The sequence below is a fragment of the Desulfocicer niacini genome, from assembly GCF_054657595.1.
This window is the reverse complement of the sequence record NZ_BAAHYK010000008.1, coordinates 35,538-60,523: the sequence shown is the minus strand read 5'-3', so window position 1 is coordinate 60,523 and position 24,986 is coordinate 35,538. Positions and strand designations below refer to the sequence as shown.

At 49.2% G+C, this 24,986-nt stretch carries 18 protein-coding genes and 1 tRNA gene; 14 read left to right on the top strand and 5 right to left on the bottom strand.

Features of this window, described 5'->3' with window-relative positions; genetic code table 11:
- Positions 1-48: 48 nt before the first annotated feature.
- Both cooS and ACYQ2M_RS05835 read right to left on the bottom strand, forming a co-directional pair.
- The gene (gene cooS, locus ACYQ2M_RS05840; protein WP_459915384.1) at positions 49-2,076 is read right to left on the bottom strand and encodes an anaerobic carbon-monoxide dehydrogenase catalytic subunit; all 2,028 of its coding nucleotides are present in this window, start codon (positions 2,074-2,076) and stop codon (positions 49-51) included.
- Between the two features lie 68 nt (positions 2,077-2,144).
- On the bottom strand, positions 2,145-3,725 hold the full coding sequence (locus ACYQ2M_RS05835) for an acetyl-CoA decarbonylase/synthase complex subunit delta (RefSeq protein ID WP_459915383.1): 1,581 nt from the start codon (positions 3,723-3,725) through the stop codon (positions 2,145-2,147).
- 817 nt (positions 3,726-4,542) lie between these two features.
- On the opposite strand from ACYQ2M_RS05835, the gene ACYQ2M_RS05830 reads away from it, so the two are divergent.
- Both ACYQ2M_RS05830 and folD read left to right on the top strand, forming a co-directional pair.
- A complete protein-coding gene (locus ACYQ2M_RS05830; RefSeq protein WP_459915382.1) occupies positions 4,543-6,318 on the top strand; it encodes a formate--tetrahydrofolate ligase in 1,776 nt (591 codons plus the stop codon).
- A 261-nt stretch (positions 6,319-6,579) separates the two neighbouring features.
- The gene (gene folD / locus ACYQ2M_RS05825) at positions 6,580-7,473 is read left to right on the top strand and encodes a bifunctional methylenetetrahydrofolate dehydrogenase/methenyltetrahydrofolate cyclohydrolase FolD (protein WP_459915381.1); all 894 of its coding nucleotides are present in this window, start codon (positions 6,580-6,582) and stop codon (positions 7,471-7,473) included.
- Between the two features lie 163 nt (positions 7,474-7,636).
- Here folD and ACYQ2M_RS05820 read toward each other — a convergent pair whose 3' ends face one another.
- Positions 7,637-8,062 (bottom strand): hypothetical protein, encoded by a 426-nt coding sequence (locus ACYQ2M_RS05820; RefSeq protein ID WP_459915380.1) that lies wholly within the window; start codon positions 8,060-8,062, stop codon positions 7,637-7,639.
- A gap of 623 nt (positions 8,063-8,685) precedes the next feature.
- Here ACYQ2M_RS05820 and ACYQ2M_RS05815 point away from each other — a divergent pair.
- The 11 genes from ACYQ2M_RS05815 (at position 8,686) to ACYQ2M_RS05765 (ending at position 17,832) form a co-directional block, all read left to right on the top strand.
- Positions 8,686-9,453, top strand: coding sequence for an ATP-binding protein (locus ACYQ2M_RS05815; protein ID WP_459915379.1), 768 nt, complete (start codon positions 8,686-8,688; stop codon positions 9,451-9,453).
- Between the two features lie 14 nt (positions 9,454-9,467).
- The gene (gene acs, locus ACYQ2M_RS05810; protein WP_459915378.1) at positions 9,468-11,603 is read left to right on the top strand and encodes an acetate--CoA ligase alpha subunit; all 2,136 of its coding nucleotides are present in this window, start codon (positions 9,468-9,470) and stop codon (positions 11,601-11,603) included.
- A gap of 11 nt (positions 11,604-11,614) precedes the next feature.
- Positions 11,615-12,259, top strand: a complete 645-nt coding sequence (locus ACYQ2M_RS05805; RefSeq protein WP_459915377.1) for a 4'-phosphopantetheinyl transferase family protein — start codon at positions 11,615-11,617, stop codon at positions 12,257-12,259.
- 13 nt (positions 12,260-12,272) lie between these two features.
- Positions 12,273-12,593 carry a DUF1844 domain-containing protein gene (locus ACYQ2M_RS05800; RefSeq protein ID WP_459915376.1) on the top strand — a complete coding sequence of 107 codons (321 nt, stop codon included), beginning with the start codon at positions 12,273-12,275 and terminating at the stop codon, positions 12,591-12,593.
- Complete coding sequence (ispE, locus tag ACYQ2M_RS05795) at positions 12,593-13,474, top strand: 4-(cytidine 5'-diphospho)-2-C-methyl-D-erythritol kinase (RefSeq protein ID WP_459915375.1); 882 nt, start codon at positions 12,593-12,595, stop codon at positions 13,472-13,474. The genes ACYQ2M_RS05800 and ispE overlap by 1 nt, the downstream gene beginning before the upstream one ends.
- Before the next feature lie 8 nt (positions 13,475-13,482).
- Positions 13,483-13,557 (top strand) — tRNA-Gln (locus tag ACYQ2M_RS05790).
- Between the two features lie 39 nt (positions 13,558-13,596).
- Positions 13,597-14,535 carry a ribose-phosphate diphosphokinase gene (locus ACYQ2M_RS05785; protein ID WP_459915374.1) on the top strand — a complete coding sequence of 313 codons (939 nt, stop codon included), beginning with the start codon at positions 13,597-13,599 and terminating at the stop codon, positions 14,533-14,535.
- Positions 14,536-14,586: 51 nt separating this feature from the next.
- Positions 14,587-15,219, top strand: a complete 633-nt coding sequence (locus tag ACYQ2M_RS05780) for a 50S ribosomal protein L25 (RefSeq protein WP_459915373.1) — start codon at positions 14,587-14,589, stop codon at positions 15,217-15,219.
- A gap of 27 nt (positions 15,220-15,246) precedes the next feature.
- The gene (gene pth, locus ACYQ2M_RS05775; protein ID WP_459915372.1) at positions 15,247-15,825 is read left to right on the top strand and encodes an aminoacyl-tRNA hydrolase; all 579 of its coding nucleotides are present in this window, start codon (positions 15,247-15,249) and stop codon (positions 15,823-15,825) included.
- 269 nt (positions 15,826-16,094) lie between these two features.
- A complete protein-coding gene (locus ACYQ2M_RS05770; protein ID WP_459915371.1) occupies positions 16,095-16,604 on the top strand; it encodes a CarD family transcriptional regulator in 510 nt (169 codons plus the stop codon).
- Between the two features lie 259 nt (positions 16,605-16,863).
- On the top strand, positions 16,864-17,832 hold the full coding sequence (locus tag ACYQ2M_RS05765; protein WP_459915370.1) for an RluA family pseudouridine synthase: 969 nt from the start codon (positions 16,864-16,866) through the stop codon (positions 17,830-17,832).
- A gap of 353 nt (positions 17,833-18,185) precedes the next feature.
- Here the strand turns inward: ACYQ2M_RS05765 and fdhF are convergent, their stop codons facing one another.
- The gene (fdhF, locus tag ACYQ2M_RS05760) at positions 18,186-20,957 is read right to left on the bottom strand and encodes a formate dehydrogenase subunit alpha (RefSeq protein ID WP_459915369.1); all 2,772 of its coding nucleotides are present in this window, start codon (positions 20,955-20,957) and stop codon (positions 18,186-18,188) included.
- A 228-nt stretch (positions 20,958-21,185) separates the two neighbouring features.
- Here fdhF and ACYQ2M_RS05755 point away from each other — a divergent pair, with 228 nt between their 5' ends.
- Complete coding sequence (locus tag ACYQ2M_RS05755; protein ID WP_459915368.1) at positions 21,186-23,285, top strand: RnfABCDGE type electron transport complex subunit B; 2,100 nt, start codon at positions 21,186-21,188, stop codon at positions 23,283-23,285.
- A 699-nt stretch (positions 23,286-23,984) separates the two neighbouring features.
- On the opposite strand, the gene ACYQ2M_RS05750 is transcribed toward ACYQ2M_RS05755, so the two are convergent.
- On the bottom strand, positions 23,985-24,905 hold the full coding sequence (locus ACYQ2M_RS05750) for a manganese-dependent inorganic pyrophosphatase (protein WP_459915367.1): 921 nt from the start codon (positions 24,903-24,905) through the stop codon (positions 23,985-23,987).
- Between the last annotated feature and the right edge of the window lie 81 nt (positions 24,906-24,986).

The following is a 24,986-nucleotide window of genomic DNA, read 5'->3' as shown; positions in this document are numbered from 1 at the left end:
TGAGGATTTATCTTTTTAATAACCGTATGATCTGTGACCCTGTATGGATTATGCCTCAAGTTTCTGGCGATCTGCCATGTCCATGAGAACCCTTTCCCTTGCCTTGTCAATGCCCAGCTCTTTACGTTTTTTATCAATGTGGGCAATCATCTTTTGGGCATGTTTGATGGGATCAACTTCAAGATCCCATTTGCCGCCATAAATTTTTTCCATTTCATCGGAAATATATTTATGGAATACGGGGGCACCGGAGGTGGGCAGGGTGACGCCGAATACGGTGTAAACACCGGAGGCGACAAAGTAATGACCGATGGAGATGGCCTTTTCACTCATCCATTCCGGGGCACTTCCTGCTGCAGGAAGGTCACAGATATCGTTACCGAGACCGCCAGCTTTTACCACCTCTGTGGCGGCAAGGAGGATACGGCTGTTGTCAACGCAGGAACCCAGGTGCAGGACCGGTGGGATACCAACGGTTTCACAGACTTCAGCAAGGCCGGGGCCGCAGTGTACGGCGGCGGCTTCAGGTGTCAAAAGTCCTTCCATGGCGCAGGCAATGGCGTTGCAGCCGGTGGTGAGAACAATGACATCGTTTTTGATCAGCTCTTTGACAACTTTGATATGGCCGTCATTGTGTTTGGTTCTGGCGTTGTTACAGCCAACCACACCGGCAATACCGCGGATACGACCGTTGATGATATTATCGTTGAGGGTGTAATAAGTGCCGCGGAAGGTTCCGCCCAGGTGATACTTGATGGATTCCACACCAAAACCTGCCACCTGGCTGGCTTTGTGTTTGGGAATCATGACCTCTGCGCCACGGTTTGCAAAGTTGTCAATGGCCAGTTTAACGATTTTTTTGGCATCTTCCAGGGCATAGTGCTCGTCAAATTCAATGTGGATGACGTTGTCCTGTTCCATTTTGGCAATGGGATGGGTGGTGATCAGTTTTGTATGGAAACATTTTGCCACGTTGGCAAGATTCTGCATGATGCACTGGATATCAACAACCATGGCATCGCAGGCACCGGTGATGATGGCAAGTTCCTGCTGCAGGAAGGTGGCTGCCGTGGGAATTCCGTGGCGTTGGAGGATCTCGTTGGCCGTACAGCAAATGCCGCCCAGCTGAATACCCTTGGCTCCCTTGCTCTTGGCATAGTCAATCATCTCCTGGGACTGGGCAACCGCCACCAGAATTTCCGACAATACAGGCTCATGACCGTGGACGATGAGGTTGACATGGTCGGCTTTCATGATGCCAAGGTTGGCTTCTGACTGAACCGGATAGGGGGTTCCGAAAAGAACATCCTGGAGATCTGTTGCCAGCATGGAGCCGCCCCAGCCGTCGGCCAGTGCTGCTCTTGTACCCTGTTTCATGAGGTTTTTGTAGTCCTGGTCCACGCCCATGTGGGTGCGGTGCATGATCTCTACAATTTCCCGGTCGATATTTCTGGGAAGAACACCTTGTTTTTTCCATTTTTCATATAGAGCAGCCGGTGCCCGTTTCATGTAAAGGATTTCACCTTCGGGTTTACCCCATTCGGCGATGGCAATTTCAGCCACTTCAAGGGCAATCTCGTCTATGTCGCGGTCTTTGGTCTCTCCGTCAACTTCAACGGTGATATCAACCCCCAGGGCCGGTGCAATCTGGAGCAGTTTGTCTGTATCTTTAATCTTATAGGCTTCGCTCTCCTTACGGGCTGCAGACAGGAATACCTCTGCCACACAACGACCGTGGTCGGAGTGGGCGGAAGCGCCGCCGGCGATCATACGAATGAAGTTTCTTGCAGCAATGGTATTTGCAGTGGCACCACAGAGACCTTTACGGGTATCTTCGCCTTCAATGCCGTCTTTGGGAAGGGGCAGTCTGCACGGTCCCATGGAACAGTTTTTGCAACAGATGCCCTGGATGCCGATGGCGCAGGGTTTCATGGTGACGGCGCGATCAAATACGGTATCAATGCCAAGTTCATGGGCGCGAACAATCATCTCTTGTGATGCCACATCAATGGTGGCCTCAAGTGGATTGGCTAATTTGGGTGCTTTTTCTTTTTTGACTTTTTTTACGTCTGCCATTAGAGGTTCCTCCTCCTGTTATGTAAATGGTTGCCATGGAGTACGGCAATCATCATTGAGTTAGGCAATTATGCGACATGTCTTCTGTGGATTCTGTCAAGACCCTTGAGAATCTTGTCCAGCTCAGACAGTTGTTTTTTTGCGGCAGTCTGGGTGGCAGCCTTTTTAGGCGTTTTAGTTGCCTCAGCCATGTGTTGTTCTCTTGCTGCAGCGCGTTTTTCCCTGATGGCCTGTTCTTCGGCTTCACGTTTAGCAACCGCTTCGGCAGCAGCTTTTTTCTCTGCCTCAATCTTGGCCTTGGCATCTGCTTCAGCTTTAGCCTTGGCATCAGCTTCTGCCTTTGCTTTGGCTGCTGCATCGGCTTTTGCCTTGGCTTCCGCATCCGCCTTTGCCTTTGCCTCTGCCTCGGCTTTCGCTTTTGCCTCAGCCTCAGCCTGAACCTTTGGATCTACAGCAGGAGCTGCTTCTGCCTTGGGAGCTGCTTCTGCCTTGGGAGCTGCTTCTGCCTTGGGAGCTGCTTCTGCCTTGGGAGCTGCTTCTGCCTTGGGAGCTGCTTCTGCCTTGGGAGCTTCGGCTTTCTTTGCGGCTGGAGCAGCCTTTGCCTCTTCAGCAATGGTCAGATCCGGTGCAGGAGCAAGGGCTGTGAAGTCTATTTCCACATCATCGAGCTGCTTGGTGATGGGGGCTACATCGGCGGCGGTTCCACCGTCACAGATGAGATCCACAAAGGCTTTGGCAAGCTTGATGGCTTCAGGATGTCGCATGATCATGATGCTGGAACCGGCCATGAAATAAGAAACCGCACCCACAGCTTCCATAAGAATGCCTCGACGCTCGGGATCGCCAAGTTCCGGTGCTTCCTGGGCAGTGAGTTTGGCCTCTTTGCATTTCCATACTTCATTGGCCAGGTTGTTGATCATGGGATTCTGGAGTTTATCATCACCCTGGGCCATGGCGGCCATGTTCAGGCGCTCCATGACGGAGTAGGTGTACTCAAGACCATAACCAAGCCCACCGGTGGTGGGATCCACGATTACTTTGTCAAGGGGCATGCCAAGGTTTTCCAGAAGGATATTAACCTGTTTGGCAAGGTTTACATCAATGGGAGAGGATGAGATAACGCAGTGGCCGTAACCCATGGCTGCCGCACCAATCCCTTTATGATTTTTTTCTTCCACAGGGCCCAGAATCAGCTGGTCGCCCTGGCACACGTCGGCAACCTCTTTGAGAACTTCTTCGTCCTTGGCCGGCGAAGCACAACCCCAGACAATAATCGGTACATCAACGGCATCCACCACTTTTTTGACTGTGGCGGCAGCTTCCTGGGGGGTTGCATCCATGTCGTTGGGATCGATGCTTTTCAATTGGAGTACGATGATCTGTGCGCCGAAGTCATTGACGCATTTCTGTGCCCATGCAGCCGGATCACCAAGCACATCTTTAAATGGAGCAGTTGCTGCTGCAGGCCATTCCTGGGGCTCGATGTCCCAGATTTCCATGGCAATTGCCGGTTTGGCGGGCATGTTGCCCTCAAACTGGTAAAAAGGATAACATGTTTGTCCGCCGATGCTTAAGGCCTTGTCACCTTTTCCAATGGTGATTGCTTTAATTCCGCCGGCATAGGATTCTTTCGTAAGTTCAAATCCCACTCTTACCTCCTTATGGGTTGATAGTTATTGGTTGCGGGTTGGTTATAGATACTATGATCGTTGTATTTAAAAAGATCATAAGTTGAGAATGGAAGAAAAAAGAAAGGAATGTATATATGAAGAAGGGATGAAGAAAGTGTGGATATGTCGTCGATAAGTATATTCAAAATACTTATCAGATCGCATTGATTACGGAGTCTCATAATTGATCTATGGCCCACCATCCACCTTTATTACATGTTAAATTACATGTCTAATTGAATTACGCCACAAACTCTACCGTACATTGATTTACATCTAGAGGGTTTTTTTGTCAATAGAGGAGATACCAAAAACTTGCCGAATTCTAAAAAAAAGAAATGCCAGCTCGTGTTGAAAATGTTTGATATAATTAATAAATGAATTTTGTTTATTCGTTGTGGGGCTCATGTTTTCAGTTTTGGAAGCATTCGTCTAGCCAAAACAGGTAATTTTTTTTTAGCTAATGTGCAAATAGTACTTGACGGAAAATGAACATTATAAGATTATTCCCGGTGAAATATGATGTAACTAATGACTCTGACCTGCTCCCTGTATGTGCTGCATAATCTATTAAAATCAAGTATTTGCTTGTTTTTTTATGGGATTCTGTGACGGGCGTGGGCATTTATACTATCGGCCTGTTCTTGGTTAGTCGGGGGGTGTATAACCCACCTCCTCATTACAGCGGGCCTGGAAAATCTATTGATGAGGCATTTTGCCTCGTTAATTTTTAGAGGTGATTTAGAACAAAACGGCTCGTCCCCTGAGCCCCAATATTAAAAAAAGGAGTTTTACCATGGCATTGGATCCAACCAAACATGCGGACTGGGAAATTGCACAGGACGCAGAAAAAAACATGCTCACTATTTATGAAATTGGCGAAAAACTTGGACTGACCAAAGAAGAGTTGCTTCCCCAGGGCCACTACATTGCCAAGATTGACTTCCGGGCAGTACTTGAGCGCCTGAAAGACAAACCCAATGGAAAGTACATTGATGTTACCGCCATTACCCCCACCCCCCTTGGTGAGGGGAAATCAACCTGTTCCATGGGGCTTGTCCAGGGACTTGGCAAAATCGGTAAAAAAGTGTCTGCTGCTATTCGTCAGCCCTCCGGCGGACCCACCATGAACATCAAAGGCTCTGCCGCAGGCGGCGGGCTTGCTCAGTGTATCCCTCTCACACCTTTTTCCCTTGGTTTCACCGGTGATATCAACGCTATCATGAATGCCCATAACCTTGCCATGGTTGCCCTGACATCCCGTCTGCAACATGAGAGAAATTACACCGACGAGCAGCTTGAAAGACTGTCCGGCATGAAACGCCTTGACATTGATCCCACCCGGGTGGAAATGGGCTGGATCATGGATTTCTGCTGCCAGGCCTTGAGAAATATCATCATCGGCATTGACGGTGTAAATGGTAAATCCGACGGTTTCATGATGAAATCCAAGTTCGGTATTGCCGTGTCTTCTGAAGTAATGGCTATCCTGGCTGTTGCTAAAGATCTCAAAGACATGCGCGAAAGAATGGGCAAGATCGTTGTTGCTTACACCAAAAAGGGTAAGGCGGTTACCACAGAAGATCTTCAGGTGGCAGGTGCCATGACAGCCTGGATGGTGGACGCCCTGAATCCCTCCCTGATGCAGACCCTCGAAGGTCAGCCAGTTATTGTCCATGCCGGCCCCTTTGCCAATATCGCCATTGGACAGAGCTCCATCATTGCTGACCGCGTGGGCCTGAAGCTTGCCGATTACCACGTCACAGAGTCCGGATTTGGTGCGGACATCGGATTTGAAAAATTCTGGAACCTTAAATGCCGTTTTTCAGGACTTGTACCCGATTGTGCCGTTGTTGTTGCAACCATCCGTGCCCTTAAATGCCATGGTGGCGCACCGGTTCCGGTTCCCGGAAAACCAATGCCTGTGGAATATGCCTCTGAGAATGTTGAGTGGGTTGCCAAGGGATGTGAAAACCTTATTCATCACATCAGAAACGTCAGAAAAGCCGGTATCAGCCCGGTTGTCTGCATCAACGCCTTCTATACCGACACCGATGCTGAGATTGCAAAGGTCCGTGAACTCAGTGAAGCTGAGGGTGCAAGAGTGGCTCTGGCTCGTCATTGGGAACATGGTGGAGACGGTGCCATTGAGTTCGCAGAAGTGGTTGTGGCTGCCTGTGAAGAAAAAACCGAGTTCAAGTTCCTGTATGAGCTGGACATGCCCATTAAAGAAAGAATCGAACTCATTGCCAAGGAAGTTTATGGCGCAGATGGCGTTGATTATTCCAACGATGCCAATGCTGCCATTGCCAGAATTCAGGCAGATCCTGAGCTTGCCAAACTTGGTATGTGCATGGTGAAAACCCACCTGTCACTGTCTGATAATCCTGCACTCAAGGGTGTGCCCAAGAACTGGAGACTGAACATCAGAGAGGTCCTCACCTACGGTGGTGCCGGATTCATCGTGCCTGTGGCAGGTACCATCAGTCTCATGCCGGGTACCGGTTCTAACCCCGCATTCAAACGGGTTGACGTGGATGTGGAAACCGGTAAGGTTCAGGGCGTATTCTAAGACGTAATAAAATATGCCGCTTCATGTGAAGTGATATTCTTTACCATCCGTCATGCGTTAAGGCCCGTGGGACTTTTGGCATGGCGGATCGTCATATTACTGCAGGAGATAACTTGCAGTGCATGGTGTGTCGAATTTTAACGCTTCGTTTATGTCCTGGCTTTTAAGGACAGCTGGTTTGCCAAAAATGAGTAACTAACCAGCCATGGAGCCCAGCGATTTTACGCCTGTTTTCAGAAAAATCAGGAGATATATAGAAAAATGACAGCAGAAATTATCAGCGGTACCAGTATTCGCAAGGATATCCTTGCAGAGGTGAAGGCAGATGTTGAAGAGATGAAAGCCAAATATGGAAAGGTGCCTGGCCTGGTAACCATCCTTGTGGGCTCAAGTCCTGCATCCATAAGCTATGTAACCCTTAAGGTTAAAACCGCGCTCAGCGTGGGATTTAAAGAAATTCAGGATGATCAGCCCGACGATATTTCAGAAGCAGATCTTCTAGCCCTCATTGATAAATATAACAAGGATCCTGAAATTCATGGGATTCTGGTTCAGCTTCCCCTGCCCAAACACATTGATGACAAGAAAGTCCTTAACGCCATTGATCCCGACAAGGATGTGGATGCCTTCCATCCCGTCAATGTTGGTCGTTTGATGATCGGTGGGGATGAGGTAAAATTTTTGCCCTGTACACCGGCGGGTATCCAGGAGATGATCGTACGCTCCGGCACGGAAACCTCCGGTGCTGAGGTGGTGGTTGTGGGGCGATCCAACATCGTTGGAAAACCCATTGCCATGATGATGGCTCAGAAAGGTGTGGGTGCCAATTCCACGGTAACCATCGTTCATACCCGTACAAAAGACCTTGCGGCCCATTGCAAACGTGCAGATATCCTCATTGTTGCCGCTGGCGTTCCCGATCTTGTGAAGCCTGAATGGATTAAACCTGGTTCCACGGTCATCGATGTTGGTGTTAACCGTGTGGGCATGAATGAAGCCACCGGTAAGGCCATTCTCAAGGGTGATGTGGACTTTGAAAAGGCAAAGGAAATTGCCGGAAAAATCACACCTGTACCCGGTGGGGTTGGACCCATGACCATTGCCATGCTCATGAAAAACACCCTGAGATCTGCCCAGCTCAGCATCAAGGGATAAATCAGTTTTTTGCTTTATAGAGCCGTTTGTTCGCTTGCAAAGGTGGGTAGAACGGTGGTATTGTGCTTTAGAAAAAAATAAAGGCCGAAAGAAGGTTCCTTCTTTCGGCCTTTTTGTGTAATGTTTCGCCCCCCCCAACGGTTAGCCGCTCAGGCCCCAACTTTCAGACGATTTCGTCTGCGGCAAAGGTTTTGATATCACCCTCAAGGGTCATTATTGTCCAGTCCCCCGCAGCATCCATAGCTTTGACAAGGCAGTTGACAACTTCCCCGGCTTTTAGGGAAATTTCACAGGCGGTGGTGCCGTCAAAACTGGATATCTCTTTAAATTGCTTTTCCGCTGCCAGAGCTCTGAATTCCAGGGATGCTTTTTCAAAGGTGAGAATTCGTTCATATTCCTTGGGGGCAACTGCTTGCAATTCACGCCTCAGCTTGTTAATCTCTTCTTTTTTTTTTGCAATGACATTCATTGTTTTTTCTATTTCCGCTTTATCCGCCGAGGGGATGGAAAATAATATCTGTTTTTGAATGTCCATGTCAATTTCAATATAATTGATCTTTTTTAAAATGTCCTGTGCATTTTTGAGCATATGTTTTTAACCCTGTTTTCAAAATGTTGGCATCTATGTTGACTGTTCTGTATGCAGTCAATACTCGGCATATGTGATGAATAAACCCTGTGAATCATATCTATTTTGGAAAAATGTGCAACAGAAAATTGATATTGTCACCTGGATACGGCTACTTATATGGGTATTGATTGCCTTAAACAAAAGATCTGAGTCCTTTTCTGGGCCTCGTGTTTGTGGGGGGCTTGCTTGCCAGGTTGCTGTTTTTTTAATACAGAAACTCCATGCATTTGTTGAAAAATAGGCTCCAATAAGCATAGTGGGATTTATGCCAAACTGTACCAGGGCCTTTGTGATTAAACATAGAAAAACTTTGCTTTTGGATGGATTAATCCTTATATATTATTGCGACATGTGCCGTTGATTTCGAGTCTGGTATCAATGTTTCTTTTTTGGGATGTAAGGGGGGACGTTTGTGGGCTGATCTTTCTGGTTTATGTCGTTGTTTTATGGTGAGGGTAAAAACGGCGGGATCGATCTTTATTGTGCTTCCATCCAAATGATAATTCACCAATTATCATGGTGCTGGAACTGAAGCCAGGCCCGTAAAGTCTTTTTTAATGATAAAATTCTTGGGAGTGAATATGAGTAAGGTTATTGCATTGGCCGGAAAGGGTGGCGTTGGAAAAACCACTGTGGCATCACTTGTGATTAGGTATCTGTCAAATAAGAAATATTCTCCGGTACTTGCCGTGGATGCGGATCCCAATTCCAACCTGGGGGAAACCCTGGGGCTTGAGGTGGAAAAAACCGTTGGGGATATAAGGGAAAATTTCATGAAAGATCCCCAGGGGGTACCTTCGGGCATGGACAAGATCGTTTATCTTGAAATGCTCATGAACCAGGTGCTCATTGAAAACAAAGATTTTGACCTGTTGGTGATGGGACGTCAGGAAGGCCAGGGATGTTATTGCATGGTGAATAATATTCTCAATCGTTTTTCCGAAGAGCTGGAAAAAAATTATAAATATCTGCTGGTGGACAATGAAGCGGGTATGGAGCACTTGAGCAGGCGCACCAGCGGCAAGGTGGATATGCTGCTTCTGGTTACTGATTATGCCCTACGCGGACTCCGGGCCGTGGGTCGGATTAATTCCATGCTGGGGGATTTGAAGCTTTCCGTTGGGCATGTGGGGCTGGTTGTGAATCGGGCTCCCGACACACTGGGAAAGGCGTTCCTTGATGAGGTGGACAAGATCGGGATTCCCATTATCTGTACCCTACCCAACGATGAAGCCCTACTCGAATATGACATGGATCGAAAATCCTTGCTGGATTTACCCGATGATGCCCCCGCTGTAGAGGCCGTTAAAGAGATGATGGAGAAGGTTCTGGGCACCGTTAATAATTGATAAGGAGGCCTTTAATGGACAAACTTGATGCAATATTTTCTCCTGAATCCATTGCGGTTATAGGTGCTTCCAGCCAGAAGGGCAAGGTGGGCCATGATATCTTTGCTAATATTCTTTATGGTGGTTTTCAGGGTACCCTTTACCCTGTAAACCCAAAAGCCCGATCCATTCTCAGTGTAAAATGTTATGAAACCATTGCCCATATCCCTGATCCCATTGATCTGGCCATGATTATTTTGCCCCCCCGGCCCGCCGTAAAAGCGGTGGAGGCCTGCATTGCCAAGGGGGTAAAGGGAGTGGTCATCGTGTCTGCCGGTTTCAAAGAAGTGGGTGGCGAAGGTCTTGAGATGGAAAAAAAAATCCAGCTCTTGTGCAAAAAAGCTGATATTCGACTGGTGGGACCCAATTGCCTGGGGGTTATAAACCCCTCTCCTGAGGTTTCTCTTAATGCCAGCTTTTCAAATCGCATGCCCCAGCCTGGTAATATTTCTTTTATTTCCCAGAGCGGGGCGCTTTGTACGGCGGTGCTGGACTTTGCCGCAGACCAGGGGTTTGGCTTTTCAAAATTCATTTCCATTGGTAATAAGGCCGATGTGGATGAACTGGATCTGCTGCGTTATTACCATGCCGACCCTGAAACCGATGTGGTGATGATTTACATGGAGGAATTGTCCTGCGACGCAGAGCTGTTTATCCAGGAAGTCCGGGCCATGACCTCTGGTCCAGATCCCACCCCGGTAATTGCCATTAAATCGGGGACGTCCGATGCCGGTGCCGCCGCAGCTGCTTCCCACACCGGCTCTTTGGCCGGTTCCGATGCGGTGTATGATGCCATTTTTTCCCAGTCCGGAATTATGCGCTGCAGTACGGTGAACGAACTGTTTGATTATGCCAAGGCCCTGGCCGGGAAAAAAGTCCCAAGAGGAGACCGGGTCGCCATTGTCACCAATGCCGGTGGTCCCGGGATCATTGCCACGGACATGAGTGAAAATTCCGGCTTGAAGCTGGCTGTTTTTTCGGAAGATACCATCCGTGAACTGCATAAATACCTGCCGCCCACCGCCAATTTTCATAACCCGGTGGATGTTATTGGAGATGCGGCCCGGGATCGCTATGAAAATACCCTGGCAACGGTGATCAGTGATCCCGGGGTGGACAGCGTTCTGATCATTTTGACCCCCCAGTCCATGACCGATGCCATGGGAACGGCCGAAGCCATCGTGCACATTGCCAGATCCGAGGTAAAACCCATTGTTTGTGCCTTCATGGGGGTGGTGGACGTGTCCGACGGGGTTCATCTGCTCCAGCGCAATCATGTGCCGGTGTATCAATTTCCAGAAAGTGCGGCCCGGGCCCTTGGAGCTCTTTGTGCCCATAATAGATGGCTTTCCCGGCGACGTCTGCCCCAGTATGAGCTGATCCATGACACACAAAGGGCCCAGACCATCATTGATGGCTATATGGAACAGGGTAAAGACACCCTGGGAGAGCTGGACGGCAATGAAATTTTGAAATGTTATGGATTCAATACTTTAAAAATGGAGCTGGCCAGGACATCCGATGAGGCCGCAGACATTGCCGAAAAAATCGGTTTTCCCGTGGTGATGAAAATCGTATCCCCCCAGATTCTCCACAAGTCCGATGCCGGTGGCGTCAAGGTGGGGCTGGCCGATAAGCCGTCGGTGAAGAAAGCCTTTGACACCCTCATGGAAAATGCCCGCAGGTATAAACCCGGGGCGGTTTTAGAAGGGGTACTGGTCCAGCAGATGGCCGATTTGGGGAAGGAGGTGATTCTGGGTGTTACCCGTCATGCCTCTTCGGGACATGTGCTTATGTTCGGCCTGGGGGGGATCTTTGTGGAGGTCTATAAAGATGTGGTTTTTCGCATGGCGCCTATGGGGAGAAATGTAGGCCGTCGCATGGTAAAGGCCATAAAGGGGTACCCAATTCTCACCGGATTCCGGGGGGAAGCGCCCTGTGACATTGAAACCCTGGAAAAGAACCTGGTCAGCCTGAGCACCATGGCCAAGAATCATCCTGAAATAAAGGAACTGGACATAAATCCCCTCTTTGTACATGCCGATGGCAGGGGGACCACAGTGGCCGATATTATCATTACCCTTGCCCCTCCGGTTGAGCGCAGGGTGTAGCCGTTAAGGTTATGAAAGAACATCTCTCCCGGGGGGATAATGCAGACACACGTCTGTTTCCGGTGGTGCTGCAGGTGCCGAGAGCCATTCGGGAATTGCCCCTTTCCCGGCGGGGAAAGGCCCTGGGGGAACTGGCCCGGAAAAGCGTGTCCTTGTCTGCCCACCGGGCGGGATTATCCATGGCGCACTTTTTAAAGGGGGACCGGGGGCAGCCCCTGCCGTGGTGTGGGGTTCACTGGTCCCTTACCCATAAGCCGCTTTATGTGGCAGGGGTTGTGTCTCTTTGTCCGGTGGGAATTGATATTGAGTGTATTAAACCGGTTTCAGCAGGTGTGTTTGCCCGGATTTGCCGGAAAAAAGAGGTGTCTCTGTTCCATGGGCTGTCCCGGGAGATGGTTTTTTTTAAATGCTTTACGGCCAAAGAGGCGCTTTTAAAACGCCATGGAATGGGATTGACAGCCCTTGGTTCTGTCTGGGTGAGGCAGGTTTCAGACTCCGGGCATCTGGATGTGTTCTATGAAAATACCTTTACCCGGGTTGAACAGTTTGAAGTGGATGGTCACCTGCTCTCCATTACCGGAGACGGGGCGGATGTGATATGGACAACGATGCACATGGATGCCCGTGGGCAGTATGTGTCAAGCTCTTTCAAGTAAAAGGAGGAAAAAAATGGCTCAAGGGAATGGCTTTGTGATGAACGAGTGTGATGGGGAAAAAGGGCCTTGCCCCCCGCCAGAGGGGCTGCCCCAGGCGGATTTTTCAACCCTCATTGTTTCTTTGTATTCAACGGCCTTGGTGCAGATGGGGGAAATGCCCGACCCTGCCACGGGGAGCCGGACCAGAAATCTGGACCTGGCTCGGCAGACGGTGGACATCATTGATATGCTCCGGAAAAAAACCAAGGGAAACCTGGATGCAGAAGAGAGTCAGTTGATTGGAAGTCTTCTCCATGAACTGCAGATTTCCTATGTAAAGGCCAAGCAGCAGTGATGAAATTTTTTTCACCTGCAAAAATTAATCTGTTTCTCCATGTCACCGGAAGGCGGTCCGACGGCTACCATGAACTGGAAACATTGATGGTGTGTCTGGACCTGTGTGATGAAATCACCTTGGATTTTTCTGTTTCAGATATATCAGTGACCTGTAATCATCCCCAGGTGCCTGGGGATGCCTCCAATCTGGCCCACAGGGCTGCCGTGCTTTTTTTTAAAGAATTGGCCCGGGAAAGGGGTGTGAATCAGGTGCCGGGGGGGGTGGCCATCTCCATTGATAAAAAAATCCCCGTGGGGGGCGGTCTCGGGGGGGGCAGCAGTAACGCCGCAACGCTTTTAAAGGCTTTGAATCAGCGGTTTGACTTTCCCTTTTCCGATGCTGGGCTTATGTCAATGGGATTAACCCTTGGTGCGGATGTGCCTTTTTTTATTCAGGGGGGGCCGGCGCTGGCCAGGGGGGTGGGGGAAATTTTGACTCCCTGTGTCCTGAAATCACCCTGCGGGGTACTGGTGGCAACACCCGGTGTGGCGGCATCCACCGCCAGCGTCTATAAAAATATCAATTTTGCATTGACAACGGAAGGGAAATCTAATAATAATACTCCGATTATTGCGTGTGAGAAGAATCAGATGCTGGATTTCAGGGATTGTCTGCACAACGACCTTGAAGCGTCCGCGTGTGAGTTGTACCCGGAGATTCAGGCATTTAAAAGCGAGATGGCCGACCTGTTAACCCAAACGGTTATGATGACAGGGAGCGGGTCATCTTTTTTTGTTCTTTTCTGGGAGGAGGGTCAGGCGGCATGTGCCTTTGACATGCTGTCACGCAGGTGGCACAGTGATGTGCGCAGGCGCGTTTATCTGACATCCTTTCTGTGATGCATTCATGGGGCGTCGTCAAGCGGTAAGACACAGGATTTTGATTCCTGCATTCGGAGGTTCGAATCCTCCCGCCCCAGCCACTTTTAAAAATTTAAAAATTTGCGAAGAAGAGAATTTATATGAACGGTATGTCGGTTTTCTCGGGAAATTCCAATATAGCGCTTGCTCAAAACATTTCCGATTATCTTTCTCTGCACCTTGGTCGGGCAAAGATCAATCGGTTCAGTGACGGTGAGATTCAAGTGGAAATTCAGGAGAACGTCAGGCGCCAGGAGGTGTTTGTTATTCAGTCCACCTGCGCTCCGGTAAATGATAACCTGTTTGAACTTCTGCTCATGATTGATGCCCTGAAACGGTCTTCTGCAAGCTATATTACGGCAGTCATTCCTTATTTCGGGTATTCCCGGCAGGATAAAAAAGTGGCGCCCAGGGTTCCCATCAGTGCAAAACTGGTTGCCGATCTTTTGACCCAGACCGGGGTTCACAGGATTATTACGCTGGATCTGCATGCCGGTCAAATCCAGGGTTTCTTTAATATCCCGGTGGATAATCTCTATGCGGCACCTGTGATACTGGATCATATTAAATCCAATATTTCCGGTGAACTGGTGGTGGTTTCTCCAGATGCCGGTGGGGTGGAGCGTGCCAGGGCATTTGCCAAACGGCTTCACGCAGGACTTGCCATTGTGGATAAACGCCGCAGTGCTCCCAATCAGGCCAAGGCCATGGCAATTATTGGTGATGTTGAGGGTAAAACGGCCATTATCCTGGATGATATGGTGGATACAGCAGGCACACTCACCGAGGCTGCAGGTGTTATTCAAGATAAAGGGGCAAAGGCGGTTCATGCCTGCTGCACCCATGCGGTCTTGTCCGGCCCTGCCGTGGAGCGCATCAATAAATCTTCCCTTGAAAGCCTTCTGGTAACCGATACCATCCCGCTGTCCGATGCGGCGTTGAATTGTGAAAAAATCATTCAGGTCTCCATATCAAAGCTTGTCAGCGAAGCCATTCTTCGAAGTTACAGGGGAGATTCTGTAAATTCTCTTTTTGTATAGAAAATAAAATGACAGATCTGTGCCAATGCACAGATACGGAGGAACAAACAGTTGGAACTATTAGACTTAAACGGAACAGTTAGAGCGGGCAGAGGCAAGAGTGCTGTTCGGGCACTCAGAAATAAAGGCTTTCTGCCAGCGGTGATTTATGGGCCGGAAACGGAGGCTGTAGCGGTTTCTGTGCCCGCCTATGATTTGTCTGAAATTATCAGAAAAAATGGAACATCCGGTATCTTTATCAAGCTTGTCGTGGCCGATGATTCCAAACCATCCCGGACCGTGATGCTTAAAGATGTTCAGATGGATACCTTTCGCCTGAACTATCTCCATGCGGATTTCCAGGAAGTCAATCTGGATAAAACCGTAACCATGACCATTCCTGTGGAACTCAAGGGAGAGTCTCTGGGGGAAAAGAATGGTGGTATGGTTCAGTTAATTCGTCGAGAGCTGGATGTTGTCTGCCGACCCGCCGATGCCCCTGAAAGCATTCTCATTGATATTACTGCCCTTGAAGTAGGCGATTCCATCCATGTGGAAGATATCGACATGGGCGATACTGTTGAGCTTCTCCATGAGGTGAATTTCACCGTTATCACGGTGGTACCACCCACCGCATCTGAAGAAGAGGTCTCCGAAGAAGATGAAGACCTGGATGAAGACGTTGAAGTTTTGACGGAAGAATAAACCCTTTTAAATTTACAGGGTTCATCCATGCCTCAAAATTGTATTACCATGGTGGCTGGTCTGGGCAATCCCGGAAGGGACTATGTCCGGACCCGTCACAATATCGGTTTTCTTGTCATTGAGTCCCTCGCATCCCAGGCAGGTCTGGGATTAAAAAATGCCCGCTTTGACGCACAATGGGTCAAAGGTACCTTGGGCCAGCAACAGGTTCTTCTGGTACAGCCCCAGTCCTATATGAATCGAAGTGGTTTTCCCATCCAGCAACTCTCTTCCTATTTTAAAATCCAACTTTCTGATATTATTATTGTTCATGATGACCTTGATCTTCCCTTTGGCCGTATACGTGTGGCCCATAACCGGGGACATGGCGGCCATAACGGCATTCGTTCCATCATTAACGCATTGGGCGAAAAGGCCTTTTATCGGGTGCGTGTGGGTGTGGGCAGACCCCAGCCATCATCCGGGGCCGTGGGGCATGTTCTGGGAAAATTCTCACCGGAAGAAACAGCCGAACTTGATCAGGTGGTGGCAAGCGCAGCAGATGCCTGTGTGGCCATCATGGAAAAGGGTGGAACTGCTGCCATGAATCTCTTTAACAGGGGATAGGCGACGGCTGTTTTTTTGTGTTTGCCGTAGCTGCTGAATTGTGCTATATTATTAGATGATGGGCAAATTGTTGCTGGCAATATTCGAAAGAAAAAGAGACATAAAGGATTTTTGGAAGTATACCCTGATTTGTTTTTGTACAGGAACATTACCAATCTTATCCTCCCAAAATGGTGGAAGGTTTAAAATATTATTTGTGTGATGTTGTGACAAGGTGTCAATGGCGGTATATCCATGATTCTCACTCTAAGAATGGGGGAAAATTTACAATGGCAGAAGTGCTTGCACCTGAAAAAAAAGAGTTTTTCAAAGGAGATCTGGCAGTATATCCGGCACATGGCGTGGGTTGTATAGAGGCCATTGAAAGCAAGGAGATCAACGGTGAGAGCATGAATTTCTATATGATGAAAATCATAGAAAACGGCATGGTCATCATGATTCCCACTTCCAATGTTGAATCTGTGGGTCTCAGGCAGGTTATATCAAAAAATGAGATTCCACAGGTTTATGAAGTGATGCAGAAAAAAGCGGCCTCTGCAGATAATCAAACCTGGAATCGCAGATATCGTGAATACATGGATAAGATTAAAACCGGTTCCATCTATGATGTTGCCGAAGTGTTCCGGGATCTGTTTCAACTCAAGCTTGAAAAAGACCTGTCCTTTGGAGAACGTAAACTTCTTGATACTGCCCAGAGCCTTCTGGTCCAAGAGTTGTCCACTGCAAAGGATATGGATGAAAAGGCAATGATGAAAGAGATTGAGACTTTGTTTGATTAATGCATTGTTTGTTGAGATGTTTGATTTTCGGCGTTAATTCCTGGTGGGAGGGGATGGGGTTGCTGGTTTAAACCATAATAAATAAAACCTTGTCCCCGGCTGAAAAAAGACAGCGAAACAAACTGGAATTGATTCCAGTTGACTGATTTGAAAGCTTTGTAAATACTGTTAGTTCCATTCAAACCGGAAGACGCCATTGCAGGTGTTTTTCGGTTTTTTGTTGGAAAAAGGTACCTGTTTTGAATGTGGAGAAAAAGATATGGAGACACGCATAGATTTAACAATAGATGAGCTGCAGATGGGGCTTCGCCTGGATGCCGTGGTGTCCCGTAATTCAGTTGACCTTTCCAGAAACCAGGTGGCTGATATGATTCGATCGGGTATGGTGCGGGTGGACGGCTCCATAAAAAAGCCGGGTTATCGGTTAAAACCCGGGGAGATCATCATGGGCAGATTTTCTGCGCCTTCATTGCCAAGTGTTTTAGCCAAGGTAATCCCCCTTGATATTCTTCACGAAGACAAATATGTGCTTGTAATCAATAAGCCTGCGGGAATGGTGGTGCATCCAGCCCCCGGCAGCTGGTCAGATACTCTTGTAAATGCCCTTCTTGCCCATTGTCCGAGCATAGAGGGGGTGGGAGAAGAAGTCCTTCGGCCGGGGATTGTGCACCGTCTGGACAAGGATACCAGCGGCGTCATGGTGGTGGCTAAAACCGCCAAAGCCCACGCGTTTTTAAAAAAGGAATTTCAATATCGACGGGTGGATAAGCGATACCTTGCTCTGGTGTCCGGGGAGATCTTTGATGCTTCGGGGGGGATGACCCTTCCCATTGGTCGGCATCCGGTGAAGCGAAAGCGAATGGCCGTGAACATTTCCAATGGCAGGCCTGCCGTCACCCTGTGGCGTAAACGTTCCCAGTGCAGGGGGGGGACCCTGGTGGAAGTGGAGTTAAAAACCGGTAGAACCCATCAGATTCGGGTGCATTTCAAGGCCCTGGGCTATCCTTTGGTCGGTGATACCTGCTATGGTCGGCGTTTTAAAAAGAAAGCCGAAAAACACATGGCTCCTGTTGAAAAAGGGGTGGCCCGACAGATGCTCCATGCATGGAAAATTGGATTTCGTCATCCATGGTCCGGGCGGCGCATGGATTTTTCAGCCCCCATGGCGGCGGATATGAAACGCCTTCTTTGTGAGCACGGCATGTGGGATGCTGAATTTTCAAAGTAATGCATCCTCAACGTTTAGAAAATAAAACTTTCGGGTAACCTCAGCAGAGCCCCCCCCACGATGGGCAATAGGAACCGTTCAATTGAGCCGTCTTGAGCCGTCTACGGTTCCGGGTTGGGTCCATTGCCCATCGGGGGGGCGGCAGAATGCTATTATTTTCACTCATCGTTGGGCAAGACATCCTGCCATGCAGATTTTATATGAAAAAAAGCGTTATAACTCAGCAGTATGCTGAGTTATAACGCTTTTTTTAATTGTTCGTCTGTCATCCAAAAAGGAAGGCAAGATTTTCAGTGCAGTGTATCAAGCCGGGGCTGAAAAATAAATACGTCCAATGGCCCCGGCAATCAATGTCATGCAGCTTTTTCAATGGTGATGGCGCACACTTTGAATTCCGGTATTTTGGCAACGGGATCAATGCGCGCATTGGTTAGCCGGTTGGCAGCAGCCTTGGCAAAGTGGAAGGGGATAAATATGGTGCCGTCCATGGCCTTTTCCGAAATATTGAGTCGGGCCTTGATTTTTCCCCTGCGGGAAAATACATTGACCATTTCTCCATCCACCATCTCCAGGCGGGCGGCATCATTTGTAGAGATTTCTACAAAACAATCCGGTGACAGCTGGTTAAGCCCATCGGACTGCATGGTCATGGAGCCGGTGTGATAATGGAAAATAACCCGTCCGGTGGTGAGCATGAAGGGATAGGCTTCATCGGGAAGTTCCGCCGGTGGCTGGTGTTCAATGGCATGGAAAAGGCCTTTTCCCCGGGTGAACTGGGCCGTGTGAAGAATGGGTGTGCCCGGATGTTCTTGGGTGGGGCAGGGCCAGTGAATACCGGTTTGCCGGATGCGTTCCCATGTGATACCACTGTAGGAGGGGGTAACCTTTCTGATCTCTTCGAAAATTTCTTCTGCATTTTCATAGTGCATGGGCTTTCCCATGCGTGTTGAAATTTCACAGAGAATTTTCCAGTCTTCCCAGGCAAAACCCGGGGCTTCCACGGCTTTTCTGACCCGCTGGACCCGCCGTTCCGTATTGGAAAAGGTGCCTTCTTTTTCCGCAAAGCAAAAGGCGGGTAATACCACATCGGCCATCTGGGCGGTTTCCGTCAGGAAAATATCCTGTACCACCATGAACTCCAGATTGCCAAAGGCTTTTTCTGCGTGGTTGAGATCCGGATCGGAAACCATGGGATTTTCACCGATGATGTAAAGGGATTTTAACTCCCCGAGTTCGGCCTTGTGTATCATTTCGGTGACAGCCAGCCCCGGTGTGGTGGAAAGTCCTGTGACATCCCAAGCGGCTTCGTATTTCTTTGCAGTGTTGGGATCCGTCACGCTTTGATAGGCGGTGAATACATTGGGAAGGCCCCCCATGTCACAGGCACCCTGCACATTGTTCTGACCCCGCAGGGGGTTTACCCCGCCGCCGGGCTTGCCCAGATGTCCGCACAGCATGGACAGATTGGCAAGGGATTTGACGTTGTCGGTGCCACAGGTGTGCTGGGTGATGCCCATGCAGTAGAGGATGGCGGCAACCCGGGCCCGGGCAAACTTTCGGGCCGTGGCCACGATTTCATCGGCGGGAATGCCGGTAATCTCTTCCACGTATTCCGGGGTGTATTTTTTAACGGTTTCTGCCAGGGTTTCAAAGCCTTCTGTCCGTTCTTTAACAAACTTTTTGTCCTGGAGATTTTCATCAATGATCACATGCATCAGACCATTGATCCAGGCAATGTCGGTTCCCAGCTGGGGGCGCAGCCATTTATTGGCATGCTGCGTAAGTTTTATTCTTCTGGGGTCCACAACGATAAGGGTTTTACCATTTTTGGCAGCCCGTTTTACAAATGTGGACAGTACCGGGTGATTTTCCGTGGTGTTGGACCCGGTGACCAGTATTACATCAGCCACTTCTACGTCGGCGATGGTATTTGTCATTGCGCCACTTCCAAATGCTGCAGCCAGACCGGCTACGGTGGAGGAATGTCACAGTCGGGCGCAATGGTCGACATTGTTTGTTTTCAGCACTGCCCTTGCAAATTTCTGGGCAATGTAGTTTTCTTCGTTGGTCACCCGGGCCGAGGTCAGAAGACCCATGCTGTCTGATCCAGAACGATCCTTGATTTCATTCAGGCGGGTGGCCACGTAGTCCAGGGCTTCATCCCAGTTGCTTTCAGTTAGTTTGCCTTCTTTTCTGATAAGCGGGGTGGTCAGGCGGTTGGGGGAGCCCACAAAGTCATATCCATAGCGTCCCTTTACACAAAGACTGCCGTTGTTGGGTGCAACGTCTTTACCTGCACTGTTGATGCCCACAATTTTATTGTTTTGCACAGACAGTTCCATTTGACATCCCACACCGCAGAAAGAGCAGGTGGTGCGGACTTTTTTAATTTCTTTGAACCGTGTCTTTGTCTTAAAGCTCTCCTTGGGAATCAAGGCACCCACCGGGCAGACCTCTACGCATTCGCCGCAAAAGACACAGTCGGAATCTTTCAGTGCCACATCCGTTCCGGCGATGATTTTAAGAGGGGTGTCTTTATGATTAAAATCAATGGCATTGTTTACCTGAACTTCTCTGCAGGCTTTGACACATCGTCCACACATGATGCAGCGGGAAAAATCGCGAAGAATAAAGGGATTTTCCCTTTCCATGGGATATGCTGAAGGATTCAGGGGCATGTGTCGGGTGGTGACCTGATATCGATAGGCAAGATCCTGGAGTTTGCAGTTCCCCCACACAGGGCACAGTTCATTGTACTGGTCCGTTTCCAGGGTCTGCAGGTGAAAGGCTGTCCAGTCATCAGCGTTAAAATCCCGGATGGCACAGTTGTGGTTTCCCGTTGAGAGCATCTTTTGTATGGTGTTCTTCCGGGATGTGATCACCGCCGGGGATTCGGAATGAATCTCCAGGTCGGGGGTGGCAGGTGTGGAGCAGGCGGTTTCAAGATCCCTTTTTCCTTTTACTTCAACCACGCATATGCCGCAGTTCCCTGTGGGAGTTGTCCCTTTCAGGTGGCACAAGGTGGGGATGAAAATGTTGTTCCGATGCGCAACGTCAAGGATGGTTTCACCGGGATCAAAGGTAAACGGGTTGTTATCAATATAAATAATATTTTCTTTACCCATGGGTTTTCCTCTTCAATGGTAAATTAAGGCAGAACACTAAGATTATTATAAAACTTTAAGTACATGATAAAAATGCTTCTGTCAATGTGCCCCATCCCTAATTTTAGTGCAAAATTTAGAATCAGTGAATTTTCCCGGAAATCTTGACTTTTTTTTGATCAGGTGATTATAAGACAGGGGTGAAATAATATAAACCAAACATTATACCAGTATATAAATGGGGGAATCATGCTTGAATCGGTTTTTTTGATGGGTGGTCTTGGGCTCCTTATCGGTGGCGTATTGGCCTTTGCATCCAAAATTTTTTATGTTTATGTGGACCCGCTGGTGGCTGCCATTGATGATGTGCTTCCCGGTGCCAACTGCGGTGGGTGCGGTTATCCCGGGTGTACACCCAATGCCCAGGCCATTGCCGCCGGGAAATCTTCTCCGGATTCCTGTGTGGCTGCGGGGCCGGATGTGGCCATTGCCATTGCCGGACTCATGGGGGTGACCATCGGAGATAAAGAGCCGGAAGTTGCAAAATCCGGCTGTTATTACGGAACAAAAGATGCCGATATCAAGTATCTTTATGAAGGTATTAACGACTGCAGAGCAGCAGCCATGGTGTTTGGTGGCATGAAGGAGTGCAACATCGGCTGTCTGGGACTTGGTACCTGTGTGGCAGCCTGTCCCTTTGGTGCCCTTTCCATGAGTGAAGAAGGTTTGCCGGTGGTGGATGAGGAAAAGTGCACTGCCTGCGGTACTTGTGAAAAAGTGTGCCCCAAACATATCATTCGTCTGACATCAGCCTCCCATCGGATCATGCGCGAATACACAGAAGATAAATGCGTAACTCCCTGTCAACGGGCCTGTCCCACGGGGATTGATATCCGGGAATACCTGGCCCGTATCCGTGAAGGGGACAATGCCGGGGCCGTCCAGGTGATCAAAGAGCGTAACCCATTTCCCACGGTGATCGGACGTATCTGTCCGGCCCCCTGTGAATCGGAATGTCGTCGTCAGCTGGTGGATGAATCCGTTGGGATTAATAATCTGAAGCGATTCGTGTGTGATATTGAAATGGACCTTGGTGAGCGGGTGCAACCTTACAAGGCCCCTGCAACGGGACGACGGGTGGCCATTCTCGGTGGCGGTGTGGAAGGACTTTCCGCCGCATTTTTCACGGCCAGACTGGGACACAGTCCCACCATTTTTGAGGCCAGTTCCACTTTGGGTGGTCTGTTGCGCATCGCCATTTCTGATGAGCGTCTTCCCCAGCATGTCCTGGACTGGGATATCGACGGGATACTGGAAATGGGGGTAAAGGTTAAAACCGGTAAACAAGTGGGCAGGGATGTCACCATTGCCTCCCTTCTCAACAACGGCTATGAGGCGGTATTCTCTTCCACCGGCGGCTGGGACAGCCGACTGTCAAAGGGAGAAATTTCCACGGTGTCCTCTGTGTTTCCTGGTGGATATCTGATGATTGATCTATTGAGAAATGATGTGCAGAAAAGTCAGCGCATTCCCTGTGACGGCGACGTGGTGATTGTGGGTGGAGGTGTCATGGCCCCAAGAGCGGTGAAAGTATGCCGTGAACAGGGGGCGGAGTCCATTACCGTGGTGGTACGACGGGAGGAGCAGGCTTCCGGTTTTGATGCCGCAGATCTGGCAGCCATGGAAGCCCATGGTGCCACCATCGTGTATGCTTCCGGTGTTACCCGTCTTGAGGGTGCCGGGCAGATGCTGCAATCCGTTGAAATCACAGATCTTGGTTCCGGTGAAAAATCCCTTATCAATGCCAATACTTTGATTCTGTCATCGGGACGATTTCCTGAATTGATTTTCACGGCTGTGAATGTGCCGGAGGTGAATCCCGAGGCTTCGGAAGAGGCAGTCGCTGTCCGACTTGACGATGAGGTGCAGTGGCAGGGAGTTGAGAAGTATAAGGAACCGGCTGACAACCAGGAACTGGGATTGCTGTCTGATGCTGATGAGCTGAGCGGCTACAGTGCAGCCGTGGTGGCCATCAACGCTGGAAGGCGTGCGGCAGCAAGTCTCCAAAGTGTCATGTATGGTATTCCGGTACTCAATGGAAAATATAATCCGGTGACCCGAAAGTCTCTTCTCCAGGGGATTACACGGGTTGAGGGTGTCCAGATTATGCCCAGAAATATCATGCCGGTGAATGATGCCGAGACAAGAGCCGTAAAGACGGAGCTGGCAGCCGGATATACGCCTGAAATGGCCCTGGCCGAAGCCCAGAGATGTCTTAAATGCGGATTACTCTGTTATGAACGTACCCAGGCAGCTGAAGCTGAAGAAGCCGACGTTTCTGCGGTATGATGGACTTTTGTTCTGCGGAAGGTTCTCATTGAGAGGTTCTCTCACGCCAGCGTAGCCTGTGCTAAAATTTAAACAAGGGGTAGCGATATGTTCATATGTTGCTGCCCCTTATTTTATTATTCGTTGTGGCAGGTGCTTACTGCCATGTAGGTTTTTATATGAAACTTGTGCCATTCCGACGACCGGGGCAGGGTTACCCTCCGATCATGTATGCATGCGCATCTCTTCGAGACTCGCAGCCCGTCCATGGGTTGTTCCGAGGGAAATGGCAGCTTTTTCAGCGTCCATGCTTAAAAGCTGCCATTTAATCCGTTCGGGCAATACCTGCCCCGGTCGCTTCTGTTATCGCGTTTCATGCTTCGTTGTGTCCGTCAGGACATGCCCGTTATATGAAGAAGTCGCCTTCAAATTTACCTCAGCAGAGCCCCCCCGATGGGCAATAGAAGCGGCCAATTGAGCCGTCTACGGTTTCGGGCCGGGCCCATTGCCCGTCGGGGGGCGGCATAATACCATGTTCATTATTCGTTGTGTCGGCAGGTCCACATGATCGTCATGGAAAAAATGGATGTTAAAAATAAAAAAAGGCCCCGGGGAGGAAAATCCCCGGTGCCTTTTTTATGGGTACAAAATTTTACACAAGATAAAGCATGTGGCGTGCAGGCACTTTTTAAAGTGCCTCAGGCAAGCCTTTCTCAGGTTTTATGCAAATGCTTTCTCAAGATTGGGAACTACTTGTTTTTTGCGGCTCATGACGCCGTCAAGCCATGCTTTTCCGGCTTCGGGTTTAACACCGAAGGCTTTTTCAATGACAGAGGCATCATCGGATACGATGAGAACCTCTGAACCTTCTTTCATGATGTCTGTGAGCAGCAGAAAGATGGAGTGATGTCCGCCTTCAGCCTTAAGGGCGGCAATGTCAGCGGCAAGATCTGCTTTTACACCGTCCAGGATGGAAAGATCAACCACTTCCAGCTGACCGATACCTACCTTGTTCCCGTTCATGTCAAAATCTTTGTAATCACGGAGTACCAGCTCTCTTGCAGGGGTGCCGTCAACTGCGGATTTTACCTTGAACATATCCATGCCAAGGGCCTGAACGTCAGCCACGCCTGCAATTTTTGCAAGATCTTCACATGCGGCCTTGTCCTGGTCTGTGCAGGTAGCTGATTTGAAAATAACCGTGTCACTGATGATGGCGCACAGCATGAGGCCAGCCATTTCTTTGGTAATTTCAACGTTGAAAAAATTGTACATGGATTTGATCACGGTGCAGGTGCAGCCCACAGGCCAGATCCAGCATTCCAGGGGCTGACTTGTGGTAACGTCACCCAGTTTGTGATGGTCAACAATACCCAGAATGTTGGCGTCTTTAAGATCGTCGGGGCTCTGTGCCAGATCTGAATGGTCCACCAGATATACATCTTTTCCTGCATATGAGGTTACCACGGCAGGGGCGGCAACACCGAATTTCTCAAGGACAAACTTGCTTTCCGGGGTCAGCTCGCCCTGGATGGCGGGGGTGGCATCTTCGCCAAGTTTCTTTTTAAGATCTGCCAGGGTGATGGCTGCACAGACAGAGTCTGTATCCGGGTTTTTGTGACCAAAGACAAGCGTTGACATAAATCCTCCTCTTTTGCATTAAGATAAAATATAATAATTATGATGCTACTGCGATGATTAATTGATCCATTAACCATCCAT